The 25,679-nt window shown below is 49.0% G+C and carries 21 protein-coding genes; 5 read left to right on the plus strand and 16 right to left on the minus strand.

Annotated features, from left to right (window positions below; all coding sequences use genetic code 11):
* Nucleotides 1-55: 55 nt before the first annotated feature.
* From BUA93_RS06795 to BUA93_RS06820, 6 genes are all read right to left on the minus strand, one after another.
* On the minus strand, nt 56-1,456 hold the full coding sequence (locus BUA93_RS06795; protein ID WP_072978405.1) for a GGDEF domain-containing protein: 1,401 nt from the start codon (nt 1,454-1,456) through the stop codon (nt 56-58).
* Entirely contained in the window at nt 1,453-2,868 is a 1,416-nt protein-coding gene (locus BUA93_RS06800) for a sensor domain-containing diguanylate cyclase (RefSeq protein WP_072978406.1), read from the minus strand. The genes BUA93_RS06795 and BUA93_RS06800 overlap by 4 nt, the downstream gene beginning before the upstream one ends.
* Nucleotides 2,869-2,997: 129 nt before the next feature.
* Nucleotides 2,998-4,614 carry a cellulase family glycosylhydrolase gene (locus tag BUA93_RS06805; protein WP_254793890.1) on the minus strand — a complete coding sequence of 539 codons (1,617 nt, stop codon included), beginning with the start codon at nt 4,612-4,614 and terminating at the stop codon, nt 2,998-3,000.
* A 120-nt stretch (nt 4,615-4,734) separates the two neighbouring features.
* Nucleotides 4,735-5,496: a TIGR03915 family putative DNA repair protein gene (locus BUA93_RS06810; RefSeq protein WP_072978408.1), complete on the minus strand. Its 762-nt coding sequence runs from the start codon at nt 5,494-5,496 to the stop codon at nt 4,735-4,737.
* Nucleotides 5,497-5,563: 67 nt separating this feature from the next.
* Nucleotides 5,564-6,814, minus strand: a complete 1,251-nt coding sequence (locus BUA93_RS06815; protein WP_072978409.1) for a putative DNA modification/repair radical SAM protein — start codon at nt 6,812-6,814, stop codon at nt 5,564-5,566.
* A gap of 221 nt (nt 6,815-7,035) precedes the next feature.
* Nucleotides 7,036-8,871, minus strand: coding sequence for a toxin-antitoxin system YwqK family antitoxin (locus tag BUA93_RS06820; protein ID WP_072978410.1), 1,836 nt, complete (start codon nt 8,869-8,871; stop codon nt 7,036-7,038).
* Nucleotides 8,872-9,091: 220 nt separating this feature from the next.
* Here BUA93_RS06820 and BUA93_RS06825 point away from each other — a divergent pair, with 220 nt between their 5' ends.
* The 4 genes from BUA93_RS06825 to BUA93_RS06840 all read left to right on the plus strand — a co-directional run bounded on the left by BUA93_RS06825 (nt 9,092) and on the right by BUA93_RS06840 (nt 13,429).
* On the plus strand, nt 9,092-9,790 hold the full coding sequence (locus BUA93_RS06825; RefSeq protein WP_072978411.1) for a cysteine peptidase family C39 domain-containing protein: 699 nt from the start codon (nt 9,092-9,094) through the stop codon (nt 9,788-9,790).
* A 4-nt stretch (nt 9,791-9,794) separates the two neighbouring features.
* Entirely contained in the window at nt 9,795-11,300 is a 1,506-nt protein-coding gene (locus BUA93_RS06830; RefSeq protein WP_072978412.1) for a RimK family protein, read from the plus strand.
* 109 nt (nt 11,301-11,409) lie between these two features.
* Nucleotides 11,410-12,642: a glutamate-cysteine ligase family protein gene (locus BUA93_RS06835; protein ID WP_072978413.1), complete on the plus strand. Its 1,233-nt coding sequence runs from the start codon at nt 11,410-11,412 to the stop codon at nt 12,640-12,642.
* A 106-nt stretch (nt 12,643-12,748) separates the two neighbouring features.
* Entirely contained in the window at nt 12,749-13,429 is a 681-nt protein-coding gene (locus BUA93_RS06840) for an N-formylglutamate amidohydrolase (protein WP_072978414.1), read from the plus strand.
* Nucleotides 13,430-13,597: 168 nt separating this feature from the next.
* On the opposite strand, the gene BUA93_RS06845 is transcribed toward BUA93_RS06840, so the two are convergent.
* The 3 genes from BUA93_RS06845 to BUA93_RS06860 all read right to left on the minus strand — a co-directional run bounded on the left by BUA93_RS06845 (nt 13,598) and on the right by BUA93_RS06860 (nt 16,444).
* Nucleotides 13,598-14,581 (minus strand): diaminopimelate dehydrogenase, encoded by a 984-nt coding sequence (locus BUA93_RS06845; RefSeq protein WP_072978415.1) that lies wholly within the window; start codon nt 14,579-14,581, stop codon nt 13,598-13,600.
* 98 nt (nt 14,582-14,679) lie between these two features.
* Nucleotides 14,680-15,354: an FISUMP domain-containing protein gene (locus tag BUA93_RS06850; protein ID WP_083597204.1), complete on the minus strand. Its 675-nt coding sequence runs from the start codon at nt 15,352-15,354 to the stop codon at nt 14,680-14,682.
* 193 nt (nt 15,355-15,547) lie between these two features.
* Complete coding sequence (locus BUA93_RS06860; RefSeq protein WP_217650991.1) at nt 15,548-16,444, minus strand: HD-GYP domain-containing protein; 897 nt, start codon at nt 16,442-16,444, stop codon at nt 15,548-15,550.
* A gap of 190 nt (nt 16,445-16,634) precedes the next feature.
* Here BUA93_RS06860 and grpE point away from each other — a divergent pair, with 190 nt between their 5' ends.
* Nucleotides 16,635-17,315, plus strand: coding sequence for a nucleotide exchange factor GrpE (grpE, locus tag BUA93_RS06865; protein ID WP_072978417.1), 681 nt, complete (start codon nt 16,635-16,637; stop codon nt 17,313-17,315).
* A gap of 69 nt (nt 17,316-17,384) precedes the next feature.
* On the opposite strand, the gene thiE is transcribed toward grpE, so the two are convergent.
* The 7 genes from thiE to BUA93_RS06900 all read right to left on the minus strand — a co-directional run bounded on the left by thiE (nt 17,385) and on the right by BUA93_RS06900 (nt 25,678).
* Nucleotides 17,385-18,014 carry a thiamine phosphate synthase gene (thiE, locus tag BUA93_RS06870; RefSeq protein ID WP_072978418.1) on the minus strand — a complete coding sequence of 210 codons (630 nt, stop codon included), beginning with the start codon at nt 18,012-18,014 and terminating at the stop codon, nt 17,385-17,387.
* Nucleotides 18,015-18,122: 108 nt separating this feature from the next.
* Nucleotides 18,123-20,642 carry a glycoside hydrolase family 94 protein gene (locus BUA93_RS06875; RefSeq protein ID WP_072978419.1) on the minus strand — a complete coding sequence of 840 codons (2,520 nt, stop codon included), beginning with the start codon at nt 20,640-20,642 and terminating at the stop codon, nt 18,123-18,125.
* A gap of 125 nt (nt 20,643-20,767) precedes the next feature.
* Nucleotides 20,768-21,370, minus strand: a complete 603-nt coding sequence (locus BUA93_RS06880) for a PadR family transcriptional regulator (RefSeq protein ID WP_072978608.1) — start codon at nt 21,368-21,370, stop codon at nt 20,768-20,770.
* A 208-nt stretch (nt 21,371-21,578) separates the two neighbouring features.
* Nucleotides 21,579-22,055, minus strand: coding sequence for a hypothetical protein (locus BUA93_RS06885; RefSeq protein WP_072978420.1), 477 nt, complete (start codon nt 22,053-22,055; stop codon nt 21,579-21,581).
* Complete coding sequence (pilO, locus tag BUA93_RS06890; RefSeq protein WP_072978421.1) at nt 22,048-22,584, minus strand: type 4a pilus biogenesis protein PilO; 537 nt, start codon at nt 22,582-22,584, stop codon at nt 22,048-22,050. Before pilO ends, BUA93_RS06885 begins: the two co-directional genes overlap by 8 nt.
* Nucleotides 22,581-23,780 (minus strand): PilN domain-containing protein, encoded by a 1,200-nt coding sequence (locus BUA93_RS06895; protein ID WP_072978422.1) that lies wholly within the window; start codon nt 23,778-23,780, stop codon nt 22,581-22,583. Before BUA93_RS06895 ends, pilO begins: the two co-directional genes overlap by 4 nt.
* A complete protein-coding gene (locus BUA93_RS06900; protein ID WP_083597206.1) occupies nt 23,780-25,678 on the minus strand; it encodes a secretin and TonB N-terminal domain-containing protein in 1,899 nt (632 codons plus the stop codon). The genes BUA93_RS06895 and BUA93_RS06900 overlap by 1 nt, the downstream gene beginning before the upstream one ends.
* Between the last annotated feature and the right edge of the window lies 1 nt (nt 25,679).

Here is a 25,679-nt window from a genome sequence, read left to right on the forward strand (position 1 = left end):
AAATTGACGCTATACATACCTTGTGTATAGACGCTCAAATTTTGGGATGGTATTTTTATCTGTGGCCGTAGTGGAGTTTCTTGTCCTCGTACATCAGGACATCGGCTTCGTGCATGGCCTTGCGTACGTCTCCCCCATTTTCATCATGGAAAAATCCGAGCGCATAGCTCACGTTTCCTTTCTCCTTGGATTTCTGGCGGAGCTTTTCAACACGGACTTCAAGGTCCGCTTTGGGCTTGTCCAATGCGACCACGACGAATTCGTCTCCGCCGGCGCGAAAGATTTCGCAATCGTAGAAAGTATCTTTCAAAATCTGCGAAGCGCGTTTCAAAAGGGTGTCACCTGCGTTATGACCTTCATTGTCGTTGACGGGCTTGAGTCCGTTCAAGTCGGCGAATACGACGGACACAGTCTTGTATTGGATAATTCCGTTCACCAACTGGAATACCTGGTTGTTCATGGCATTGCGATTTTTGACCCCAGTCAGCAGGTCAACATTGCTCAATACCTCGAGCTGCTGCACCAACAAGTAACTCGCCACTTCAGAGGCTATAAAGAACGTCACCAGTTCAAGAGTTTCCTTGATGCGGAGCGCTTTTGTGGTATCAAAGTTCGTCACCCAGATAAAGCCGATAAATTCATTGTTATGCGTGAGCGGAAGCAATACCTGGCTCTTGACGTTTGCCCCTGTTAACGAGGCGTGCCAAGCGGGATTTCTTTCGCGGACAATTTCCATGTCGGCATCGTTTTGGATAATCAGACAGTTGCTGCCCTTGAGTGTTTCAATCCAGGATTCGGCGTAATCGACAAATTTGTCTGATATAATTTCGTGGATGTTCGTGACATTGGCACCCACTTTTGTGGAAGAACCTAAAACCGAGCAGGTTCGGTTCTTGAAATCCGTATGCAACACGCAACAGGATTCTGCTCCGCACAGTTCACGGATGTCTTCGATGACCTCGTCCATGGTCTTAAGAAAATTCTTTGTTCCGCGCAGCTTAATACAAGCCTTGAGTACATTGGACGAATTCTCGGCCGAAAGCCTTGTCATTGTTTCTAGGTCCGCTTTGGGAGTTGCTTCGAGCGAATAGACGCAATAGCTTTTTTCGGCGTCGTCCACATCGATCGGCAACATGAACAGGTTGATCCAGAATGGAAAGCGTTCCGGCTGAATGTAGGCGAGGACGGGTTTTTGAAGTATGGCGCTCTGGTAGCAGAACTTTTCAAAGTTCAGCTCCTTTTCCATGTACATTTCGTAATTGGAACCGGGGATAAATTTCTGGTTGAAAACGGAATTGCCATTATCGTCCTTTCGCTCCATAGACTTGATGTAAAGCTCGTTTCCAGCTTCGATGCAGATTGTCCCGATGCTCCCGTCGTTCGTTTTTTCGACGGAAAGAATGCAGGTCATCGTATGGAATGAATCGGCAAACTGTTGCAATTCCTCTTTTTTCATTTTCTCCTCATAGGAGGATAGCGGTCGTAGAACCGTTTTTTATCCTCGTACATCAGGACATCGGCTTCGTGCATCGCAATACGGATGTCTCCCCCGTTCTCGTTAAAATAAAAACCTAACGCAAAACTAACATTTTCTGGATTGGCGGAATCCTTGCGTAGCTTTTCGACGCTCTTTTCCAGCTCTTCTTTAGGCTTGTTTGTTGCCACGACGACGAATTCATCTCCTCCGGCACGGTAAATCTCGCATCCCTCAAAAACGGACTTGAGGATAAAGGCGGCTTCCTTCAAGAGGCAGTCTCCGGCGTTATGTCCTTCGGAGTCGTTGATCGCCTTGAGTCCGTTCAGGTCCGCAAAAATGATTCCCAGTTTTTCGGGAGCTCGTTCGCGGCCTGTCACCAGTCGAAGAACCCTGTTGTTCATGGCGTTTCTGTTCAGGACCCCTGTCAGCAGGTCTGTGGTGCTGAGCATCTCGAGACGTTGTAGCAGCTGGTAGTTTGCAATCTCGGATGCGATAAAGAGGGTGGTCAGTTCCAGGGTCTCTTTTATATATTCAGTATTTTTCGTGTCAAAGTTCGTGGCCCAGATAAAACCGATCGTTTCGTTGTTGTGCTGAAGAGGGAAAAGCACTAGACTCTTGACCCCAGCACTCTGAAGCGAACGATGCCAGTTCGGATTCCTCCGCTTGACTTCTTCCATATCGTGATTGTTTTCAATAATCAGGCAGTTGCTTCCGGCAATGGTCTCGAGCCAACTCTTGGCATAATCAATAAAGGGGTCGTTCAGATAGTTCTTGAGCGAGTATTGGCCGGAGTTCGGCTTGATGCTTTCGCACAGCAACGAACAAGTCCTCTCGTGAAAGTCGGTGAGAAGGATGCAACAGTAACTAGATTCGCAAATTGAACGGATGTCCGCGATGACTTCGTCCATGGTCTTGAGAAAATTCTTGGTACTGCGGAGCTTGATGCATGTTTTCAGCACTTCGGAAGTGGTCTGTGCCGAATGATTTGTCAGCTGGTCGATGTTTGCCTCTGTCGAGATTTCTTGCGTATAGGTGCAATAACACTTGTTCGGATCGTCGATGCTCAGCGGCTGACTAAAAATATTGAACCAAACATTAAACCGGTCCGGATGAATGTAGGCATGCATCGGCTTCTTGTGAACCGCGCTGCTAACAATAAAGTGTTCAAAATTCAGGTCCTTGGGAATATATTCCGTATATTCCTTACCGGGAACGAAAGCTTTGTCGTTGTCGAGACTGATTGGTGAATCGTAATTTTTTTCGAATGAGGCTAGGTAGGCCTTGTTGCCTGCTTCGATGCAGATTTTGCCGTAGCTCCCGTCGGGCTTTTTCTCTACGGATAAGATGCAAGTCATTAAATCGAACTGGTCGACGTATTCCTGCAAGTCCATAAACATCTCCTTATCTGCACAAAGACAGATAACATAAACACCTGAATGATATAATAGCACTTTTTATAGGAAAAAGTGCTATAAAAAACATTAATGTAAGGAATTCCATATTACAATTTGGAATAGTCCCTACTTAGAAAGATCCTTGACGACCATGATTCCGCTGCGTTCAATTTTGGGGTATTGACGCATTCCTTCGCCGCCTTTGCCCTTGTCGAGAACCTCCAGGAGATCGCCCTTTGTGGAATAAAGATGCAGTTCCCAGGGCCCGTTCGGAGCATTGAAGTAGCCGGAGTTTTTTTGCACATTGCGTTGGAAGGTGCGATTGAGACGATCCGCCACGCTACGAGCCTGGACAAGCGAAATGTCACAGAGTTCCCACGAAATCGGTACGCCGCCCATATCGTAAATGAGCAGGGCCTCCATATCGCTAGCTTCTTTCATGGTAAACTTCCAGCTGAAGTTTTGCCAACTGGTACTCAAGTCCAAGATACGTCCGTTTGCGTAGGGAGTGTATTCCTCGGCGTCCTTCTTGATATTCACATTCAGGGTGCGGGGCTTGTCGGCCTTGGCGCGCATGCTGAAAATGTAGGTGACGCCTTCGCGCAGGGAAAGCTTTTGCTTGAACTGCAAGTTCCAGGATTCCTTGCCCGCCTTTTTGATGTCGAAACGGACGATTCCCTGGTTGACCTGTACATCGGCTTTGCCTCCCCAGAAATCCACCTGCCAGTTCGAAAGAGGTTCTTCGCTTGAGAAATCTCCATTCTGGATCAGGTTCGTTCCCAATACCTGCGAGCCGATGTCGAAATTCTTTTCCTGGATGAACGTCGGGATGACACTTGTGTTCTGGATGCCGTTCGGATTGTCGACGCAGACATCCTTGCCCCAACCGACCAGGGTGTTGAATGAACTATGGACGGTCATGTCCATTTCGGGACTGTCCGAGTTACCGGGACCCCAGCTCCAGGCGAGCCAGCCGATATTCAGTCGTTCCGCCTCGGACATAATGTACCTATAAGGGATATCCTTGATTCCCCCAGCGGCAACGGGCGCGAATTCACCAATAATTAAAGGCAACTTGCTGTCGACGGATGCTTCCAGCACGCCCTTGATGCGGTCCTGAACGGTTGCGTAACCCGTCTTTTGCGCATCGTGACGTTCGGTGGGCCACCACATGTGAATCGAAAACAGCAGATTGTGCTCAGGGTCCGCCTGCAACAGCTTCGGGCCCACTTCGAGAAGGTTCTTTTCGCTTTGCCCCCACTGGTCTGCATCAATCATCAGGGGTACGCGGATTCCCGAAGCGCGCATTTTGGTGACAATCGCATTGTAGGTGGTGAAAAATTCGTCGGAATCCATCATGTCTGCACCGGGTTCATTACCGATGTTCACAATCAAGTATTGCTGATGGTTGGTAATTAGCTGGAGCGTTTCTTCGCGAAGCCAGAATTCCATCGCTTCCATCAGGCGGTCCCAGTTGCCCGTTGTGTCGTGAATTTCCGGAATGGGAATCATGCCGTTTGAAATGCACTGGGTAATGATGTTGTCCAGATCGCTGACTCGACCGCGTGTATTCCAAACAATTCGAACGCAGTTTGCACCGGTTTTTGCAATTTCAGGAATCGTCTTGCCTTCACGGTCAGTCCAGATGAACATGTGGTTGATGCCACGAAGGATGACCTTTTCGTTATCTTTGCTGTATAAAAAGCGGTCCTGAACAAAAAATCCCGGTTTAGCCGAAGCCATATTCATAAAATCAAATTCTCCATTTTTTACAACTGAAAAATACAATTATTTATGAAACAAGGGATGATTTTTTTCAAAAACACAAAAAAAATGGTTGGAATATTTGCAACAAGGGAATTTTTAGGCCCACTTCGGCTGTACCTGCCTTTCGGGGAGGTGTTTCCAATATCGTACCGGCAAACATTGTTTCATGAGTTTGGAATTTTCGCGTTCCTTAATGGCGATGGATTTATAGTAATCCTGCCACAGTTGTACAAAATTGTCAGACGAGTTCACTGCCGAAACCTGTCGTATATTCGGAATGGACATCTCGACGGGATTCTTTCCGTCGTAGTAGACTCCAAAGCCTCGCTTGGAATCGTAAATGACCCATCGTTCGTTGGCAAACCGGCCTCTGAAATGTCCGATCAGCAGCTCGAGAATGTCGTATTTAGGTTCTATCTCCGAAAAATAGGTGCCATCGGGCATTCGGCTGAAGCGTACCATACCAAGCATTCCTCCGACTTCGCGCCTTACTGAACGTGCGGTCATGAAAATAGGAAGCATCTCGTCGGAGGTGGGATTTTTCGCGTAGGTCGGGTCAACTCCGCGGAACATTTTACGGAGATAAGCGAGGATTTTCATCTCAATTCCGTCTTCTTCGGAGCGAAATGCGGCATCCAATGTCGATAGAATATCTGGGCTTGCCTGGTTCGATATAGCCCGCTTGAGTCTTTGGGCGGATTCCTCCGAGGTCTCGATACGGAACGGCTGCATAAAGAGATTGCAGGGAGAATCGCTACGGTCAGGATGAATTTCACCGACATCCAAATGCTGACGATAGATTTCAAAGACGACACTTAAGAAACCGTTGAATGTTGAATCGTATGAAATGGAAAGCATAAGTTAATTCAGAATTCGGAGTTCTAAGGTTGAAATTAAGGGAGATTCGGGGATTTGATTTCGGTTCTTAGGCAGGCAGGGCAAGAGTTTGATTAGAGAATAAATCTAGTTGCAAAGGTTGGGGCTTGGGTAGCAACAAGGGGCGCACCATTTCGGGGTACAATCGACGCAGGCAGGCCGGTGTATCGGGATGGTAGATGAAATATTGCGCACGCTTCAGGACCACCCCCATTTTTTTCATCTGTTCAAGACGAATCTTGCTGAATCGACGTCCAGAAACAATCAACTGGGCTGATTTGACACCGATTCCCGGAACCCTTAGCAGCATCTCGTAATCGGCCGTCTGGATGTCTATGGGGAAAAATTCAGGGTGCCTTAGTGCCCAGGCTACCTTAGGATCCAATTCCAAATCCAGGTTTGGGTGTGCCGTGTCCACGATTTCGTCGTAGCCGAACTTATAGAATCGCATCAGCCAATCCGCTTGATAAAGCCGATGTTCGCGAACCAGCGGAGGCTTTGTAGTGAGCGCGGGAAGCCTCTTGTCGGCATTTATAGGCACATATCCCGAAAAATAGACGCGTTTCATTTGCTGTTGCTTGTAAAAGCCGCTAGAAAGTGTCAAAATCTGTAGGTCGGTCTCCCCCGCCGCCCCGACAATCATCTGGGTACTTTGTCCAGCAGGTAAGAACTTAGGCGAATAACGGGAATGTTCCGTCCTGTATTCCAGCTTGCGCTCGGCAAGGAAGTTCATGGGCTTGTAGATGGAGGCGTGGTTCTTTTCGGGAGCCAAATATTGCAATGCCCGGTCCGTCGGAATTTCGATATTTACGCTGCTACGGTCGGCGTAAAGCCCGGCTTGGTACAGGAGATCGCTTGATGCTCCGGGAATCGCCTTGAGGTGAATATAGCCGCCGAACTTGTGAACGGTGCGGAGCTCCTTTGCAATTTGCACCAACATTTCCATGGTTCGGTCGGGAGTTCCTACGACGGCTGAACTCAGGAAGAGCCCCTCGATATAGTTGCGACGATAGAACTCCAGCGTCAGCTCTATCAGTTCCTTGGGAGTGAACGTGGCACGGGGAATGTCATTGCTGCGGCGATTGATGCAATAGGCGCAATCGTATTTGCAGGCGTTGCTCAAAAGCACCTTTAGTAGCGAAATGCAGCGCCCGTCTGCAGACCATGTGTGGCAAATACCTGCACTGCAAGCGCTTCCGAGCCCGCCTTGAGGGACCTGACGCTTGGATCCGCTGGAAGAACACGAAACGTCGTACTTGGCCGCCGCGGCAAGAATTTTCAATTTCTCCTGCACATTCATAATTGCCTTTTTGTTTAGTTGCACTTTTGTTCACTATAAATATAAACATAACTGCTCAAAAAAGCAAGTGCAAGGAGAACTTTTTTATAAAAAAAGTCGAGCGTGGGGAAAAGGCATGTAGCCTGTTATCGGAGCGATGGGCGAACCCTTTGGGAATTGGCTCTTTTCTGTGTTCGTTATACAAGAAAAGGACCGCTTTGATGCGGTCCGTTATCTTGTTTTTAGTTCTTTGTCTTTTTCTTGGACTTCGCCTTTTTTTCTTTGGCTTTTTTCGCTCTCTTCTCTTTTGCCTTGGCTTCACGTTGTTCCTTGGCGAGACGAGCCTTTTCAGCCTTTTTAGCTAGGCGTTCTGCCTTCAGGGCTTCCCTTTCGGCCTTTTCCGCTTCGCGTTCAGCTTTCTTTGCCTCGGCTAGAGCTTTTTCGGCTTCTTGCAGAGCCTTCTGCGCTTCGAGTTTTGCCGCGAGAGCCTTCTTTCCCCTTTCAATGGCTTGGGCGATTTCGTCTTCGGCTTTCTTGGGAGCTGTAGATGTTGTGTCTGTAGAACTTGCCACGGCAGAATCCGCTTCAGCCTGTTTCTTCGCGAATTCCTCTTCGGCATCCTTCATGGCTTCGATTGCCTTGTTCTTTTCTTTTTCCTTGAGGGCGATGTCGGCGTTAATCGCAATCTTCTTGACGGCTGCGGAGTCCAGATCGGGGCAGATCAAATCCTTGCCGCCCTTTTGTCCGTCGGCACATTCCATTTGCCCCTGGAACTTACCCATCTGGTAGGTTCCCCATTGCTTTTTCGTTATGCGTTCGGAGTAACAAACGGATTCGCCTGGCATCCACTGGTAGCAGGTGTCTTTCACGGTCCAGAAAGTCACAAGGCCGTTGGGAAGCCCCTTGTGGAACACTCCGCCAAATTCACCGAAGTCGACAAAGCCTTCGAGGCTGTTCGCGTTAAATGTCAGCGTTACCGGTTTTTTCTTGAACGGGTTGTATACGGTCATGCGTCCGTGCAGGGCGTTACGCTTGTAGGGAATGTCCGCCATCACGAAACCCTTGTCGGAGTACATACGCACCATACCGTTGACGTAACCCTGCGTGTAAGGCACTTCCAGGAACTTGAAGTAATAGGAACTGTCCCCCCTGCCGTAAACCTTCTGGTCGAGCACGCTGGAACGGTAGAAGGTGGAAATGCCTTCGCGCATACCCATTCTATAGTTGGATTTCCAGAGGATTCCACCCCATTCCGGGCCCTGTTTCTTGGGGTAGGTCGGGTCATTCATGTAGCCAATTTCTTCGCCGTAAAGAAGGCCGTTCGCATCGACATGACGGACGTTTTCAACATAGCCGTTGGTGGCAAAACCGGTCAGGAGGCCCTTGTTCAGACAACGGACGTCGCTATAATCCGTAAAGCGACCTGCAGCGCTCGGAATCAACTTGCGGGGCATCCCCGAAAGGTGGAACAGATACGGGTTGCGCATGTCGCTTTCAAGAGTGGCGTCGGGCCTGTTATGGACATTGATAAAGCAGTTGATGGAATCCGCCGTGGCCTTGTTGGCTTCGACATATTCGCCGAACGGAGTTTTTTCGCCATCTTCAAAGTTCAGTGCGACAGCACCTTCCAGGGCGCCTCCCTTCGCATAATCCGAAAGCATCGGAACAGACTGCTTGATATGGTCCACGCACTGTTCAATGAAGAATTCTTCGGAACAGGTCATGCCTTTGGGACATGTCAAAAGACGAGGTTTCGGGAGATTCCAAACCTGGACGATCTTTTTCCCTTCATCATTTGCTCGCCAACCAAAACCACCCTTTTCACGGACAGTGTAGCAACCACACACCTTGGCCTCGTCGCGAATGGCTCCGATACGGTTCCTTTCCCTAGGGACAATGTTTGTTGCTGGCTCTATCCAACAGTCCATGTATTCAAAATGATTGATATCGTACATGCCCGGCATATTGGCCGCTTCGGCTGAATCCACCGAGGCAAGTGCATCTTCAAAATCATCGGCAAAAGCAACAGAAACGGTCAAGGCTAGAGCCGAGGCAATCTTCAAAGAAATCGATTTCATACAAATCAAATCTATATATATAAAGTGAATTTGTCTTGTAAATTAAGTTTACATAGGTGTTTTTGTCCCCCTTGCCCTAATTTACAGATTTTGGTATCTTTACAACACGCCATCGACGACCCGGAAAAACCTTCCGACAGCCGCCAGACGAGAACGGGTACGGCCAAACGGATTAAATCCGCGAACCGCCCCGACCTACAAGGCAAAAATAGGCAAAACGATGGACATCAAGATTCTACAGCAGCCCGATGACGTCACCTGCGGGCCGACTAGCCTGCAGGCGGTCTACAACCACCTCGGCTACAAGATTTCCCTAAAGCAACTGATTTCTGAAATTGAGTTCTTGGAAGACGGCGGAACTCTGGGCGTATTCCTCGGAATCGACGCGCTCAAACGTGGATTCAAGGTGACTATTCATTCGTATAACCTGACGCTTTTGGACCCCACCTGGAGCGAACTTTCCATGCCGGAACTGAAGGCTAAGCTTGAACTTTTGCGCAAGGCGAAGCACGCCCCCAAGCTTCGCAAGGCTATTGAGGCCTACATCCGCTTTATCGACTTGGGCGGAACAGTGGCGTTCTCCGACTTGCGTGCAGCCATGTTCGAAAAATACTTCAAGAAGGGCGTACCCGTGCTCTGCGGGCTTTCGGCCACTTACCTGTACCGCAGCATGCGCGAATTCACCGGTGCCGATGACAAGTCCGTCTTCGACGACATCCACGGCGAGCCCATGGGGCACTTCGTCGTAGTTTACGGAATCGACGACAAGAAACAGTTCATGGTCGCCGACCCCGACGGCACCAACCCCCTCCACAAGACCCCCTACTACAAGGTGGATAAGTTCCGCCTGCTTCACAGCATCTTGCTCGGCGTCATGACCTACGACGGCAACGTGTTGGTCATTGAGAATAAGAAATAGGATCATGAAAAAATTAATCGTTGTAAACAATCCCAAGCACTGGAAGTTACATGTTCCGGGCATCGATATCATTTCGGCACAGGACTACCTGATTTCGAGCAAGTACACTAACGAACGCAACCTGCGCGTATTCAACCTTTGCCGCGATTACAACTACCAGAGCAAAGGCTACTACGTGTCACTGCTGGCCGAGGCCCGCGGGCACAAGGTGATTCCGGGCGTCAAGAACATGCGGGACTTCAAGGCTCCGGCGGTCATCAAGCACATTTCCGACGAAATCGATAACCTGATCCAAAAGAGTCTGCACAAGCTTACCGGCACGGAATTCGTACTTTCGATTTACTTCGGCCAGAACGTGAGCCCTCAATACCTGGAGCTTTCGCAGGAACTTTATCGTTTGTTCCAGGCACCGCTACTGCGTGCGAAATTCGTGTTCAAGCAGAAGTGGTTCATCCAGAGTATTCGCCCAATTTGCGTGGATGAAATTCCTGAATCCCACATGGAATTCGTGGACAAGTTCGCCCAGGAATACTTCGAAAAAACTCGCTACGCCACCAGTAAAGAAGAAGATTACCTGTACGACTTGGGTATTCTTACGAACCCCGACGAAGTGGAGCCGCCCAGCAATGCGCAGGCGATTCAGAACTTTATCAAGGCCGCCGAAGAAACGGGATTCCGCGTGGAAATGATTACCAAGAAGGACTACCCGCGCGTAGGCGAATTCGACGCCATCTTTATCCGCGAAACCACCAACGTGAACCACTACACCTACAGTTTCGCCCGCCGTGCCCAGTCGCAAGGCATTGCCGTCATTGACGACCCCGACAGCATTCTACGCTGCTCCAACAAGGTCTATCTGCAAGAACTGATGCAGGCCGCGAAGATTCTTTCGCCGAAGACGATTATTGCCCACGCCGAAAACCGTCATACGCTCGCCAAGGAAATCGGATTCCCGATGGTGATCAAGTCGCCGGATTCAAGTTTCTCGATGGGTGTAAAGAAGGCGACTAATAAAGAAGAACTGGAACAGATTCTCGACGAGATGTTCGAACACAGCGACCTGCTGATTGCTCAGGAATTCACTCCGACGGAATTCGACTGGCGCGTGGGCGTGCTCGACGGCAAACCGCTTTACGCCTGCAAATACCACATGGCCAAGGGCCACTGGCAAATCTACAACTGGGAAAGCAACGACAAGCAGAGCGAAGAATTTTCGGGCAAGTGCGAAAGCATCCCCATCGAGATGGTTCCGCATGGAATCGTAAAAACCGCCCTCAAGATTTGCAGCCTGATCGGCAACGGTCTTTACGGCGTGGATTTAAAGGAATGGCACGGTCACCCGATTGTAATCGAGGTGAACGACAATCCGAGTATCGACGCAGGCATCGAAGATGGCGTAGGCAAGAGCAAGGTTTACCTAGCCATCATGAGGTCGTTGCGTCACCGCATCGAGGAACGCATGAACGCCGCACAACACAAACTGCAGCAACATGAGAGGGAATGGTTCTAGGAAACAGTAAACAGTATGCAGTGGTTAGGCCGTCAGGCCGTAAACAGGGCGGCTTCGCCGCATTTATAAAACCTAATCACTAATCACCAACCACTAACCACTAATTTTTATGACTAATTACAAACTCTGGCAACGCTACGGCATCGAGATGGAATACATGATCGTGGATCGTGATTCCTTGAATGTTCTCCCCCGCGCAGATGTTCCGCTTGGAAAAGACAAGAACGGCGAGCAGCTTTCGGACGTGGAACACGGACCGATTGGGCTTTCGAACGAACTGGTGAGCCATGTGCTAGAATTCAAGTGCGCAGAACCGGTTGATAGTCTGAAGCACTTGGGCAAGACATTCCACCACGAAATCCTGAAAGCGAACGAATCGCTCAAAAGCATTAACGCGATGCTCTTGCCCACGGCGGCCCACCCCTTTATGGACCCCGCCGAGATGAAACTCTGGCCCTACGATTGCCTGGACATCTACGAGACTTACGACCGCATCTTTAACTGCAAGGGTCACGGCTGGGCGAACCTGCAATCCACCCATATCAACCTTTCCTTCAACGGTGACGAGGAATTCGGCAAATTGCACGGAGCTGTTCGAGCCCTGTTGCCACTGATTCCTGCCATCGCCGCCTCCAGCCCGTTTTTGGACAGCAAGTACTGCGGATTCCTGGATGGACGAATCGAAACTTACCGACACAACCAGGAGAAAATCCCGAGCATTACAGGCAAGGTGATTCCCGAAGCAGTCTTTACCTACAAGGATTACGAAGAGCAAATTTTCAACCGCGTGAAGGCAGATATTGCGCCCTACGATCAGGAACATTTGCTGAATCATTTCTTCTTGAATAGCCGCGGAGCCATCGCCCGATTTGACCGCGGCGCCGTAGAAATCCGTCTGGTTGACATTCAGGAATGCCCCGATGCCGACATTGCCATTGCCGAATGGGAAGTCGCCGTACTCAAGGGTCTTGCGGAAGGCGCTTTCGCCAGCGAAAAAGAAATTCGCGCGCTCGATACCGACGCACTCGCCAAGATTCTACTCGCAACGACAAAATCCGCCGAAAAGACTGTGATTGCCGACCGCGATTTCTTGAATATTTGGAAGGTTGACGCAAGCGAAATCACCGCCGGTGAGCTTATTCAAAAAATCACGGACCGTGTCAAAGCCAAAATCAGCGCCCATTCGCAGGCCTTGCTTGCCGAAATGTTCAAGCGCGGAACGCTAGCCAGCGCCCTCGTGAAAGCCGTTGGTGCAGACCCCGATCGAGATGACTTTGTATACGAATACGGAAAACTCGCCCACTGCCTCGCGGAAAATAAACTGTACAGCACAGAGGGATAGTGTGGAATGTGGAGTGTGAGGTGTGGAATGCAATTAAATGTCATCCTGGAGCGACTGAAAGGAGTGACGGGATCCATACAGTTCAATAAACATTTATATTTCCTTTATGAATAAAAGAAGCGACTCCATCTTAATCCTCACTTGCGAGCATGCCAGCAACCGCCTGCCCGCGGCGTTCAAGAAGGCCGTTCCTGCCGAGGTTCTAAAGACCCACCGGGCCTACGATATCGGGGCAGTTCAGGTTTTCCGCAAGCTGGTACGCTTCGCCAAGCCGGAATTTAGCTGCGAAGGAAAGTTCTCGCGTCTGTTTGTAGACCTGAACCGCACCATCACCAACAAGAGCGCCTTCAGCGATTACTTGCGGGAGCTCGAAACACGCACCCCAGCAACCGCCGCAAAAATAAAAGAGTCCGCCACAAACTACTGGACTGAATACCGCGCCGCCATCGAAAAGTTTGTCGCTAAAAACATAGGGTCGCTTCGACAGGCTCAGCGACCTGAAGCGGCCATTGTCCACCTGGGCATCCACAGCTTTACGCCGGTACTGAACGGCAAAGTCCGCAACGCCGACATCGGAATCCTCTACGACCCCGCACGCCCACAAGAACGCGCCTATGCGAATGTCATCAAGGCCGAAATCAAGCGGCTCTACCCCGCCATGAAGGTCCGCTTCAACTACCCGTACAAAGGCTCTTCCGACGGGCTCACCACCACGCTCCGCAAGAAGTTCGGCCCGCGCTACGTGGGGATCGAGATTGAGATCAATCAGAAATTTTTTCAGCGGTGAGGTTCGAGCTATGAGGTCGGCGCAAAGCGCCTTTGAGCTCGTTTCACTTTGAGTTTTCCAAACAAAAGAGCTCTAGGATTAATCCTAGAACTCTTTCACTTAAGGTCTGCCAAAGGCTGACGTGCTCACACCTCAAAGGCTCCCTTCGGGGAGCCGTGCTCATACCTACTACAAGCAGTGTGCGCGCAAATCTTCGTCGCTCAGAGTGCTGAGGTATGCAGGCGGCACATCGAGAACGGTCTTGCAACCGGTCTGGCCGTTAGCCTTCATGCGAAGCGCTGCGCGGGCGTAAGCCACGAGAACGCTCGTCGTGAATTCCGGGTTGGAATCGAGCTTCAGGCTGTATTCAATCACGTGGGTGTGTTCCAAGTTCATGCCAGTCTTGCCGGTACGGATCACGAAACCGCCGTGAGCGAGCCCGCTGTGGTTCTTGTTGAATTCTTCTTCGCTGATGAAGTTCACTGTGGTGTCGTATTCGTCGAAGTAGTTCGGCATCGTCTTGATGGCGTTCTCGATGTAGGACTTGTCGGCACCTTCTTCGGCCACGACGTACACCAGGCGAGTGTGCTTCTGGCGCGTGGTGAGTTCCGGCATGGAACCGCTACGCACGGCTTCGAGAGCCGCTTCTACCGGGCAGGTGTACTGCTTCGCGTTCTTCACGCCCTTAATGCGGCGGACAGCGTCACTGTGGCCCTGGGAAACGCCCTTGCCCCAGAACGTGTAGTCCTTGCCTTCCGGAAGGATGGACTGGGCATAAACACGGTTCAGGCTGAACATGCCCGGGTCCCAACCCACAGAAATCATCGCGATCTTGCCGGCAGACTTAGCGGCAGCGTCGACGGCGGCGAAATGCTGCGGAATCTTGGCGTGCGTGTCGAAGGAATCGATCACGTTGAACATGGCGGCGTACTTCGGGGTGAGCACCGGCAGGTCGGTCGCGGAGCCGCCACAAATGATGAGCAGGTCCACCTTATCCTTCCAAGCTTCCATTTCAGAGACGTTCAGCACCGGTACGCCCGCTGTCTGGATCTTGACCGTAGCGGGGTCACGACGCGTGAAAACGGCGACCAGTTCCATATCCGGAGCCTGCTTCACAGCGCATTCCACACCGCGACCCAGGTTACCGTAACCGAGAATAGCAATCTTTGCCATAACAATATCCTTGTTAAAAATTTTTGCGTAGAAAATATAAAAAAAGTGGTCAGTAAACAGTGGTTAGTGGTTAGGGATGAGAGAGAAATTCATGTAAATTACAGTTCCCAATCTTCTTTTTTTATACAGCGAAGAGAGTAATAACCATTGGATGTGGATATCGTATTTTTTTCATCCTTGCCATTAAGATCAATATCGAACAACTTCATACTTCCATACAAATCGTATGTTGAAGTAATCCATTGTCTATATCTTCCCAAATCGTGAAAAATGTACCCTATGGGCTCGCCTGTACTTGGTTTTTCTTTAACATAAGCCATTCCGCCAAATAAAGAAACATCCATGCATTCACTATTCATAAAATGCTTCAGACCATCCATTCTGTCTACAACTTCATTCCATTCTGCCAAGCGTGGAACGCGCCATCCATGGGGACAAATGGAATCAATAATATCTGGATTAAACGTCCCATAGTTTTTTTGCTTGGTGTTCATATACTGTACAGAATACAGTCTTCCATAGATGTCGCAATTGCTTTGCTGTTCATCGTAGCAAGTGCTAGTTTCCGCTGGGTAATTCAGGTTTTGGTCCATCCACACTCTATCGTCAATGGTGATGTATTTATACACTTGACCATCTCGAACATCTTGGAATGTTCCACGCCCGCTTTCCGGGCATACTTCAGATGCATCGAAACAGGAGGAGGTGTCTGTGCAAGCGGTCATTAATTCCAGGCCCGCAAGCAACACAAGTAAGAAATTGTTTATTTTCATTTATCAAATTCCCGTTAAGCCGGACAAGCCGCGGTCTCCGCCACTGCAAGGTCTATCCAGTCGGACTTGCCGCCGACGTAAGTGAGGCGCTGAATGGAATCGTCGAGGTACTGAATTTTAATCGTCTTCATGGTCGTGAAGCAAATTTAAAAAACTTAGTCTTCTACGCAACGGATTGAGATCTTATAATATATTAGTACTTCACCTGATCCGGAATGCAAGCCACCAATTTTTCTTTGGGAATTTCCAAGAAATACTTCACCAGTTCTGCGTCAAGTTGCGTGCCGGCGACATCCTTGATAATCTGAATAGCATCTTCGTGAGTCTTGGGAGCTTTATAGGAGCGACGCATTGTAATGGCGGAATACGTGTCTGCGATGGAGATAATTCTTGCCGCAAGCGGAATTTGGTCCCCCGGTTGACTGTAATAGCCATGCCCGTCAATTCGTTCATGGCGATACTTTATCCAATCGGTAATATGTTTAAACGTCTGGAGCGGCTCCAGAATTTTCACACCAACTTTAGGATGGCGCTTCATGACCGTCCATTCTTCGGGGTCCAATTTTGCAGGCTTGTTGAGGATGGCTTCAGGAACGCCGAGCTTGCCGACATCGTGCATAAGTGCCGCGTATTCCAGGCTTACCGGATTAATGCCCCGTTTTAGGTGAGGCGGTAAGTAATTATAAAAAAGCATCGTAATGCGCTGCACATGGCGACTGTGTCCGTTCAGGTTCGGATCGCGCGCATCGACGACGCCAACCAAGACTTCTGCAATATCGATGCTTCTGGATTTGGCTGTTTCAAGCAGATTGAACATCAGAGTAAGAACGATGGCGACAAAAACGCTTCCTCCTAAGAGAATCAGCGCCATCATGATATCGGGCTCCCCTACAAAGGCACAAAAGAGATAGCCGAACAGGAAAAAGACCAGCAAAACGCCTGCAATCGTTTTCCAGACGCGGTCGCGAACGCTTCCTGCAGAAAGAACATCGTGCGTATTCTTGATAAACAGAAAATACCTGATGATGTTTACCACCATCAGAATCGAGCCTAGTATAATTGGCACCGTAATGTACAGGTCCAAATGCATTTCAAGTTAGAAAATAGAACATTTTTATTAAAAACGCATCGTTTTTCCTATTCCAATATAGAATATCCCATAAAGTGTTTTATTGTGAAACGTTTTTTTGCAATTTTATTCTGGCACGGATTTTGCTATCTTTGAAAATGGAAATTGTAAAACTTAAGCCTCATAGGCATTTTTATAGGAAAATAACGAAATGGCAGAAGATTTGAACCAGCAGGAACCGACCGCAGAAGAAAAGGCAAAATTCGAAGCAGACGTGCTCAAGGCCGCCGAAGACGCGATGAAATTAGACGAGAATCTAGAGACGGAAGACGAAAGTGGATCTGACGAAAAGTCTTCTGACAATTCCGCGGACGCACCTGCCGACGCTTCTGCAGAACAGCCCACAGAATCCGCTGCCGATGCTTCGGCGAGCTCTGCAACCGAGACTGCAGCACTCAAGGCTGCCCTGGCCGATGCGAACGACCGCAATTTGCGCCTGATGGCCGAATTTGACAATTTCCGCCGCCGTAGCGCCAAAGAGCAGCTCGACATCATCGAAACAGCGAATGGCAAGCTTCTTGAAAAGCTCTCCGAAGTTCAGGATAATTTCGAACGCGCATTCGCGAGCGAAAACAAGGCCAAGGACTTGGAAGCATTCGAAAAAGGCATGCAGATGATCTATAACCAGTTCGCCAAGATTCTTTCGGATGCTGGTCTCGAACAGATTGATCCGACGGGTGCTGAATTCGACCCGAATATGCATGAAGCCCTGATGCAGCAACCCTCCGAAACGATTCCTGAAGGTCACGTGGTCACCGTGTTCCAAAAGGGCTACAAACTCAAGAATAAAATTCTGAAAACGGCCAAGGTGATTGTTTCGTCCGGCAAGTAAATTCGGGCAAAATAACCTTTTTAAAAAGCCTTTTCGGCTTGTGAGATACCCATAAGGATTCCTTATGGGTTATTTCATATTTAGGAACGCCTGTTTCAGTTCGTGCGCGGCCGTCTCCGGGTCGGCCGCCTTCATAATCGCAGACACGGCGCAAATGCCCGCAATACCCGAGCCCTCCAGCACAAAGATATTGTCCTTGTTGAGCCCGCCAATGGCATTCACCGGAATCGGCACCGCCTTCACCACCTCTTTCAAGGTTTCTACCGGAGTAATCACCGTTTTTACATGAGTCGTGGTCGGGTAAATAGCCCCACAACCCAAGTAGTCCGCTCCCTGTTCATAAGCTTCCAAAGCCTGCGGCACCGTCTTGGCGGTCGCACCCACAATCACGCTCTCGCCCATGAGCTTGCGGACAAATTTCACCGGCATATCGCTCTGCCCCACATGAACGCCCTCGGCACCTATCGCCAAGGCCACATCCACGCGGTCATCGATAATCAAAGGAATCCCGTAACGGGATGTAATCTCGTGCGTCGCCTTAGCAAGTTCCAAGTATTCACGGGTAGACCGGTCTTTTTCGCGCAGTTGAATAATGGTTGCGCCTCCTTTGCAAGCAGCCTCCACCACAGGCAAAAAACGATCTTCCGGCACAGTCGTGCTGTCGGTAATAAAATAAAGCGTCGTATCGAGATTCTTCATGCGCACAAATATAAAAATCCGCCTCGTGTGAGAGGCGGACTTTTATTTCAGATCTAGATCCTTCGACTTCGCAACTTCGTTGCTACGCTCAGGATGACACTTTAGGAATTAACCCAAGGTAACAGTCACCTTGTGCACACCCTTCGTAAAGATCGGGGCCACATCAGCGTCAATCTTCTTGCCATCGACGATCATCTCGGCGACACCCTTGCACACGTGCTTCGGGTTCTTCACTTCGATTTCGTAGGTAGCGCCGCGGAACTTACGGGTCACCTTGAAGCCATCCCAGGAGCTCGGGATGCAGGGATTCACGATGAGGCCCTTGAAGCTTGCACGGACACCGATGATGAACTGCGTTGCAGCCTGGTAGGTCCAGGAGCTGGTACCGGAGAGCCATGCGTTACGGCCCATACCGAACTGCTTGTGTTCGTCACCGAGGATGTTCTGCGGATAGCAATACGGTTCAGATTCGAACTCGTCGAGCTTGGTGTTCTTGGCAGCCGGGTTAATTTGGCTGTAATACTGGAAGGCCTTGTCGCCACGGCCGAGAATCGTTTCGGCAATCATCACCCACGGGTTGGTGTGGAGGAAGATACCGCCGTTTTCCTTGGCTCCAGGAGGATAGGTAGAAATGCCACCCACGTTCGGGTCGAAGCCGCGGTAGCCCGGAGTAGAGCTCTTCACGCCGTTGGCGGTGTTGAGGAGCTTATTCAGGCTGTCCATGCCCATTACGGCGCGGTCGCCAGTAGCAATGCCAGAAATCACAGACCAGGACTGGCTGTTGCAGTAAATCTTGCCGTACTTGGCCTTGTTGGTGCCGTAGGCGTTGCCCTGCTTGTCGAACCAGCGGACCCACCACTTGCCGTCCCAAGCGCTGTCATTGAAGGCCTTCTTCACGTCTTCGTACCAGCCCTTGTACATTTCGACAGACTTGGTGTCGCCGAGAGCTTCGCAGATGTCCATCATTTCAAGGAGAGCCTTAGCATACAGGCCCGTGTTGAAGGAGGATTCTGCACCGAGCGGGAGGTTCATGCAGTCGTTCCAGTCGGCAAAGCCGAGGAGCGGGAGGCCGTGCTTACCGAGGTGAGTACGGGTAAAGTTGAGAGAACGCTTGAGGTGTTCGAGCACAGTGCCCTTTTCACGCTGAGCGCGCTTCTTGCCGGCTTCGTAGAACGGAACTTCCTTCTTGAGGAGGTCCATCTTGCCGGTTTCCTTGAGGTAGTTGGCAATAGTGAGAACGATCCACAGGTGGTCGTCGCCGTACCAGTCAGCGTAAGCCGGGTTGCCGTTTTCATCGAGCACACCCTTCTTTTCGCGAGAGTCACCGGCGTTAGCTTCGTTGCCGTTGTCTTCGGCAAGGGCAAGCGGAGCGTACTGGTGCATGGCGTTACCTTCCGGACGCTGCACAGAGAGCAGGTTCAAGGCGAGTTCCAATGCTTCTTCCGGCATGTGGCTCATCACGCCCATGAGGTCCTGGCTGGAGTCACGGTAACCGATACCGCGGCTGGTGCCGTAGCCCAGCTGATACAGGGACAGGTAGCGGCTCCAGTTCTTGGTGGTGTGGCACTGACGCGGATTGTGCACGTTCACCATGGAGTTGAACGCTGCATCCGGAGTCTGCACCTGGATCGTAGAGAGGTACTTTTCCCAGAACTTGGCGAGTTCGTCGAAAGCCTTGTCGACGTTCTTCAAGTCGCGGTACTTGGCGATAGCCTTAGAGGCAACCTTCAGGCTCTGTTCCTGACCGAGCTGGGTGCAGGTGCGGAAGGTCTTGCCGGCGGCAATCTTGCCAGCGTGGATCATGAGAGCGGCAATGTTGTCGCCACGGTCGCATTCGCTGTTGGAAAGTTCTTTGTTGGCGAGGCTGAGCGGAGCGGCCCAGGAGCCCATTTCGTTTGCGCCGAGGAACACGCGGCGGTCGCCATCGAAGCTACCGACCTTGCAGTTAGCAGTCACGTAGTTCACGGCGAAGTCACGCTTCATGTAAGCGTACTGTTCGAGCACCACGTGGCCGTCCTTTTCCCAGTGGCCCTTGAGGGTCATGGTCTGCGGGACCCAGTCGGCGTTGGTGAGCTGCTTTTCAGCTTCGAAGTGGCTGAATTCATAAACCGGGATAATGTCCACTTCCTTGGAAGCCTTGTCGAGATTCGTGACCTGGATATCCTGGAGGAGAGTGTTGGAGCCAGTCGGCACGAAAATCGTCACCTGCGTACGGAGGCCTTCGCATTCGGCGATCCAGCGCATGTAAGAAAGACCCACGTGGCATTCCCACTTCTTCATCTTGGTGAGAGTCGGAACCACGAACGGAGAGAACACGGTGTAGCCCTTGGCGTTCTTCACGCGGATATAGATGGTGCTGGCCTTAAAGTCAGAGCAAGGCATCTGGGCGATGTACTTGGTGATACGGTTCAGGGCCGGGTCGCCCTTGCAAACGAGGGTACCGCCAGTCGTATCGACGATACCACCAAAGTTCAAAGTACCAACATAGTTGCACCACTTGATCGGGGTTGCCGGCGTGGTGAGCACGTATTCTTTCTTGGCGTCGTCAAAGTAGCCGTACTTAGCTGCAGCCTTAGCTGTAACCTTCTTGGCCTTCGGGGCGCTCTTCTTGGTCTGTTTTGTAGCCATTGTTTCTCCGTAAGAGGGGGTTAAAAATTCAAGTGCAAATATAAAAATTTAGTCGGCAGAACTTAGACCGCTTCGCTCTTAGATCTTAGAAAAAAGTCTAAGTTCTAAGCTCTGAGTTCTAAGTTCTAACCTTTCTGGTTGAAATTCTCAAAGTCTCGGTTTCCGAAGTTGATGTAGAAGTAGCCGTCGAGTTTCTTGTTGCGAACCGGATCGCGCAAAATGCCAATAGCGGCACGCACGTACTTGAGCTCCACCAAAATGTGGTCGCGGCTCATGCAGTTGAGGAACGGACCTTCGGCAAACAAAGTCGGGCGCGGTTCTTCGGCAATCATCTTTTCCAAGTGATCCACTTCCTGCATCAAGCGGCGTTCATGCGCTTCGAGTGAACGGATCAGCTCCTTTTGTTCTGCTCCAAAAAGGAAAGCGAAACCAAGTGTCCTGGGGTCGTCGTTGAATCCTGTCAGGTGCTTGAGCACTTCCTTGCGTAGGGTCTCCCTTCCCTTTTCGGTAATCGAGAAAACAACACGTTCCGGACGATTACCGTCACGAACGTTGCGGCCTTCGATATTGCCGTGCTTTTCGAGAGTCGCAAGCCTGTTGTAAATTGTCGATGTACTGAGGTTTGCCCTGCGGTCCAGTTCACGATTGCGAACCTCGGTAATGATGTCGTAACCGCTGCGCTTCTTCTCTACGATGAGGCCCAGCAGTACCAAGTCATAACGATTCATATAAACACCTTCTTCTAATTCCACAGATGCAAAATCAAAAGTTTTTCACTTAATGAAAATTCATCTATTGGATTATTCCAACTTGGAATATAACTAAAAATTGTCGTGTTGAGACTTTTTTTTCCAAAAAAAATGTACACACGGCTATAATTTTTGACTATAACAGCAAAAAGAACCGCGATTGTGGATTTATTTCGATTATACGAGCCTAGTTCTCTTTTAACGTGAATTCGTCATTTTCGTACACCAATGTGACGCTCGTTGCATCAATTTTCTTCACGGTTACCCCCCAAATTTCCTGTCCAACGCTTACTACTGCACTTTCACCACTGAACTTAAGAATTGCAACAGGATTGGAACCAGGTAGAATCGCATCCAGCGTAATTGAGGGAGGCGGAACCTTGCGAGCAGGTTCTTCAGTTACGACATCCTTTTTCACGCTCTTTACGGGAGCTGAAGTCTTAGGAGCATAAGATTGCGGTAATGCAAAGGGATCGCGACTCCCCCTATCCATCTTGGTTTGTGCATTCAGATTCTTAAGCAAACTCTTGAAATCCAAGGTGCGAACTTCGGAAACTTCAGAACTGGAATCCTTTTTTCCATTCACATTGTCTGCCATGCGGTAGAGGAATACCCCCCACACAAGCATTGTTGCGGTAAAAAGCAGAACAATAAACTTATTCATTGCTACCTCCCGCCTTACCAAGAATGGACATCCTTATGGATGCAATTATCAAATTATCCTTATCCGGTTGAACATCAATGGAAGAAATCTTCAAACAGTAAATTCCATTTTCCAAATCTGTCACAAAATCATGAAAATTGTGATAATATCCACTGGCCTTGAAACTCACTGGATATTCCGCGCGGTTACCATGCAATTCACGTTCTGCTGTGGACAAATCCAACAGCTGTACGCTATCTGAGGCAGCCGTTTCCAAAATACTCTTGAGAATCCCAGAAGCAGAAACTTCCACATTAATTCTAGAATCAATCTGAGCACTGATTTTCTTATATTCTGCGATCAACTCATCAGGAGATTTCGCATCGTCCTGCATAAGCGTTGTTTTATGAGCTTCGGCACGGATGGCGGTATATTCACCAACAGCGGCCATTCCTACTGGTACTAAATACTTTGCAATGACAGCCACCACTATAGCAACGGTCAAAACAGAATAAATCAAAAAACGGTTTTTCTGGAAAAAGAGGCTCATCGATTATCCTCCACCAAAATTTCAAATTTTACTACAGGATTACGGCGGTAGGTAGTCTTTTCTGTGCTCCTAAGGCGGGCATTGAAAAAGCCCGGCATATGTTCCAAAGCTTGCAACATCATAGAAACATCACCAGATGTTGAGGCCTGCCCCTGAATAATATGGGTATGGTTTTCAACATTCCATTTTGTAATCCATAAATCTGCGGGAACAGTAGCGACGATATCCTTCATGGATGTAGCATAACGGCTGCGATGCGCTAGGAATACTTCTGTTTCGTCCCGGTCCTTTTCCAACTTTGCCTCAAGTTCAGCCAGTTGCTTTCGCTTTTCAAGTTTTTCTGTATATTCCTGGATTTTTCCTTCATTGGAGTAGCCATAATACATAACCCCACAACGGAAAAAAGCAACCATCAGCAAGGACATCACAAGAATTACTGTACATGCTTTCAGCGTCCTGCGGAAAAGAGCAGACTGCTTTATTTGCGCAAGGGCCTCCCCCGAAGTTGGCGAAGAAAATCCCCTCATCTTGTCCGAATGAAACAACCAAAAATCTTCTGCAGCAGCACAAGCCACGCTGATATGTTCCCGAACATCCACGAGCAAGTCCTTAACAAGGTAATTTTCGCGGATATATGAGGCAACCTCTTGAACCTTCTTTTCTGTGTCACCACCTGTCAAGCGATAGCAGGCAATAAGAGTATGATCCTGAACAAAAAAGAAATCTATACAGTCACGTTCTACAAAATAGCAGAGCGAACTTCCCTGATTATCCTTCTGAATGGTATCTGCAACATAAAATGCAGCAGGAACATGCTTTAAAATACTGAATCCAGCCTTCCGAACTTTTTCAGCAACAGCATCCACCGCATCTCTTGACGCGCCAATTCTGCAGACACCGTCGATGGAATCCACATTTTCAAAAAAACTTTCCTTATAACCAGGAATAGATATACTATCAACTTCGCCAAGAACCTTAATGTTGGTCAGGTCATCCACCAATATGACGCCATCTGTTGCGCCACCATTTTTTAACTGGAAACGCCGACATTCCTCAAGAGTTCCCTCAAAGCTGACATCGGTAACACCCCTCCCCTTCTTGCGGAACACCCTCGAAATACGAGAATAATCGCAGCCCAGTTCAAGGCACCAGACATAACGTCCTAGAAAAACAGAAATTGCAGCCCCAAAAGACATTACTTCTTAGCATCCTTTTTCTTAGGAATAATTGGTTTTTGAGCTTTTTCCAGTTCGTCTGCTACATCCACACTGGCGTCCGCTCCATAATAAATATGGGGCGTTACAAAAATCAGAAGTTGACTTTTACTCTTGACACGTTCTACGTTCTTAAACAGCCATCCAATCACAGGAATAGATCCGAGGAACGGGACCTGGTTATACACGTCATGCACGCCTTCCTTTACCATGCCACCTAACACAATAGTTTCGCCATTTCGTAGTCTTACAGATGATTTCACATAACGTTTGTTAAGTGTGGGAGGAACATTTGAGTTAAAGGATCCTTCGGGTTCTGAAAAATCCGGAACGATTTCACAAGTAATTTCTCCTTCGCCAGTAACGTAGGGTGTAACGGTTATATTGGAATTTGCTGCAATCTGTTCAAAACGTTGGGTAGTCTTATTCGTAACAGCATCACCCTGATTGTAGTCCACTTCAGAAGTAAGCATATAGTACTGAGTCTGACCAATGGTAAGTACAGCGGTTTCACCATTTAGGGTTGCAATTTGAGAACGAGCCTTCACATCCAGAATCTTTTCCTGTTCCATTGCCTGAATTTTTGTTACCATATCCTTAGGTACAGAAATAATTTCCCCAAGACCAATTCCATCAACAACGCTCTGAGTCTGTTTTGCATTAAGAGTCTGATCAATATTGGGGAACAAAGCTTCAGACCCCATGTTCTTGGAAGCCTTGCCAAAAAGCAGATTCAAGCCATGGCTATGTCCTTTTTCAATATCCATATCCACCACGAGGACTTCAATCAAAATCTGAGCCACCGGTAAATCCATCTTTTCAATGTACTGGGAAATCGCATCGAGAACATCGTAAGATCCAACCGCAATCAATGCATTCTGCGATTTAACCACCTGAATCTGGGTACTTTTGGTAAGGCTAGAGGGCAAAAGTCCAATAACAGTTTCGGCCTTCAAATGCTTCAACTTGATCAGCAGGGAATTATCCGCAGTCTGCATTTCATGGGGACCAATAAAGTAAACACCATCACGCTCCCAGAATGTGTAAGATGTTCCCTGGAACAAATATTTCAAAGCATTTTGCAAAGAAACATTTGAAATATGAGCCGTAATGTTACCGTCCAACTTTCCATAAACCATGGCATTCATCTTTGTCTGAGCCAGGATTTCACTTACAACATTTGCAAGAGGCGCTTCAATGGCTTCCACGCTAAGCAGAGAATCCTTACCATAGCGCACCTTGTACTTGCCATTACCGGCATTATTACCAGAAAGATTCCATGTAGGCTTCTTGAACGTTGCTACACCGTCTTCTTCTTCATATTCTAAATCCACCTTGCCAGCAATGAAATTCATTGCCTTTTCAAAAGACAACCCCTTGAAAAACAGGGTCACATTCTGCGTGGGCGAAAAATCATTTATAAAGATATTCTTGCCTGTGATCTCAGTAATCTTGCGAATAAGACTTGCAAGATTTGCATCATCCACATCAACACTCAGTTTATCCGCTTTCCATTCAACGATAAAACGCTTTTCAGGAGCCTTCGGCGTTTCCGGAACAACAGGAGCAGGCTTACGCACATGAATGACACCTCGTTCCACGCTATATTCATAACCATTACCAGTCAAAAGTACACGCAAGGCATCCTTCAAAGGCTGGTTATTGAAATTGACTGTCACCGGGCCTTTCACTTCTGGAGCAAGGAATAGATTTAAACCATACTGCACGGCCATTCCTTGAAGCAAATCACGGATTTCCGTATTTTTCACATTCAGCTTATTGACTACGACGGTATCAGCAATGGGCAATTCCTGAACCTGCGCAAATACCCCTGTAGCCCACAAGCTCATTAAAACAACGAATAGAAATGCTTTTTTCATT

This window comes from Fibrobacter sp. UWH4 (assembly GCF_900142475.1).
In the GTDB taxonomy this organism is placed as follows: Bacteria; Fibrobacterota; Fibrobacteria; order Fibrobacterales; family Fibrobacteraceae; genus Fibrobacter.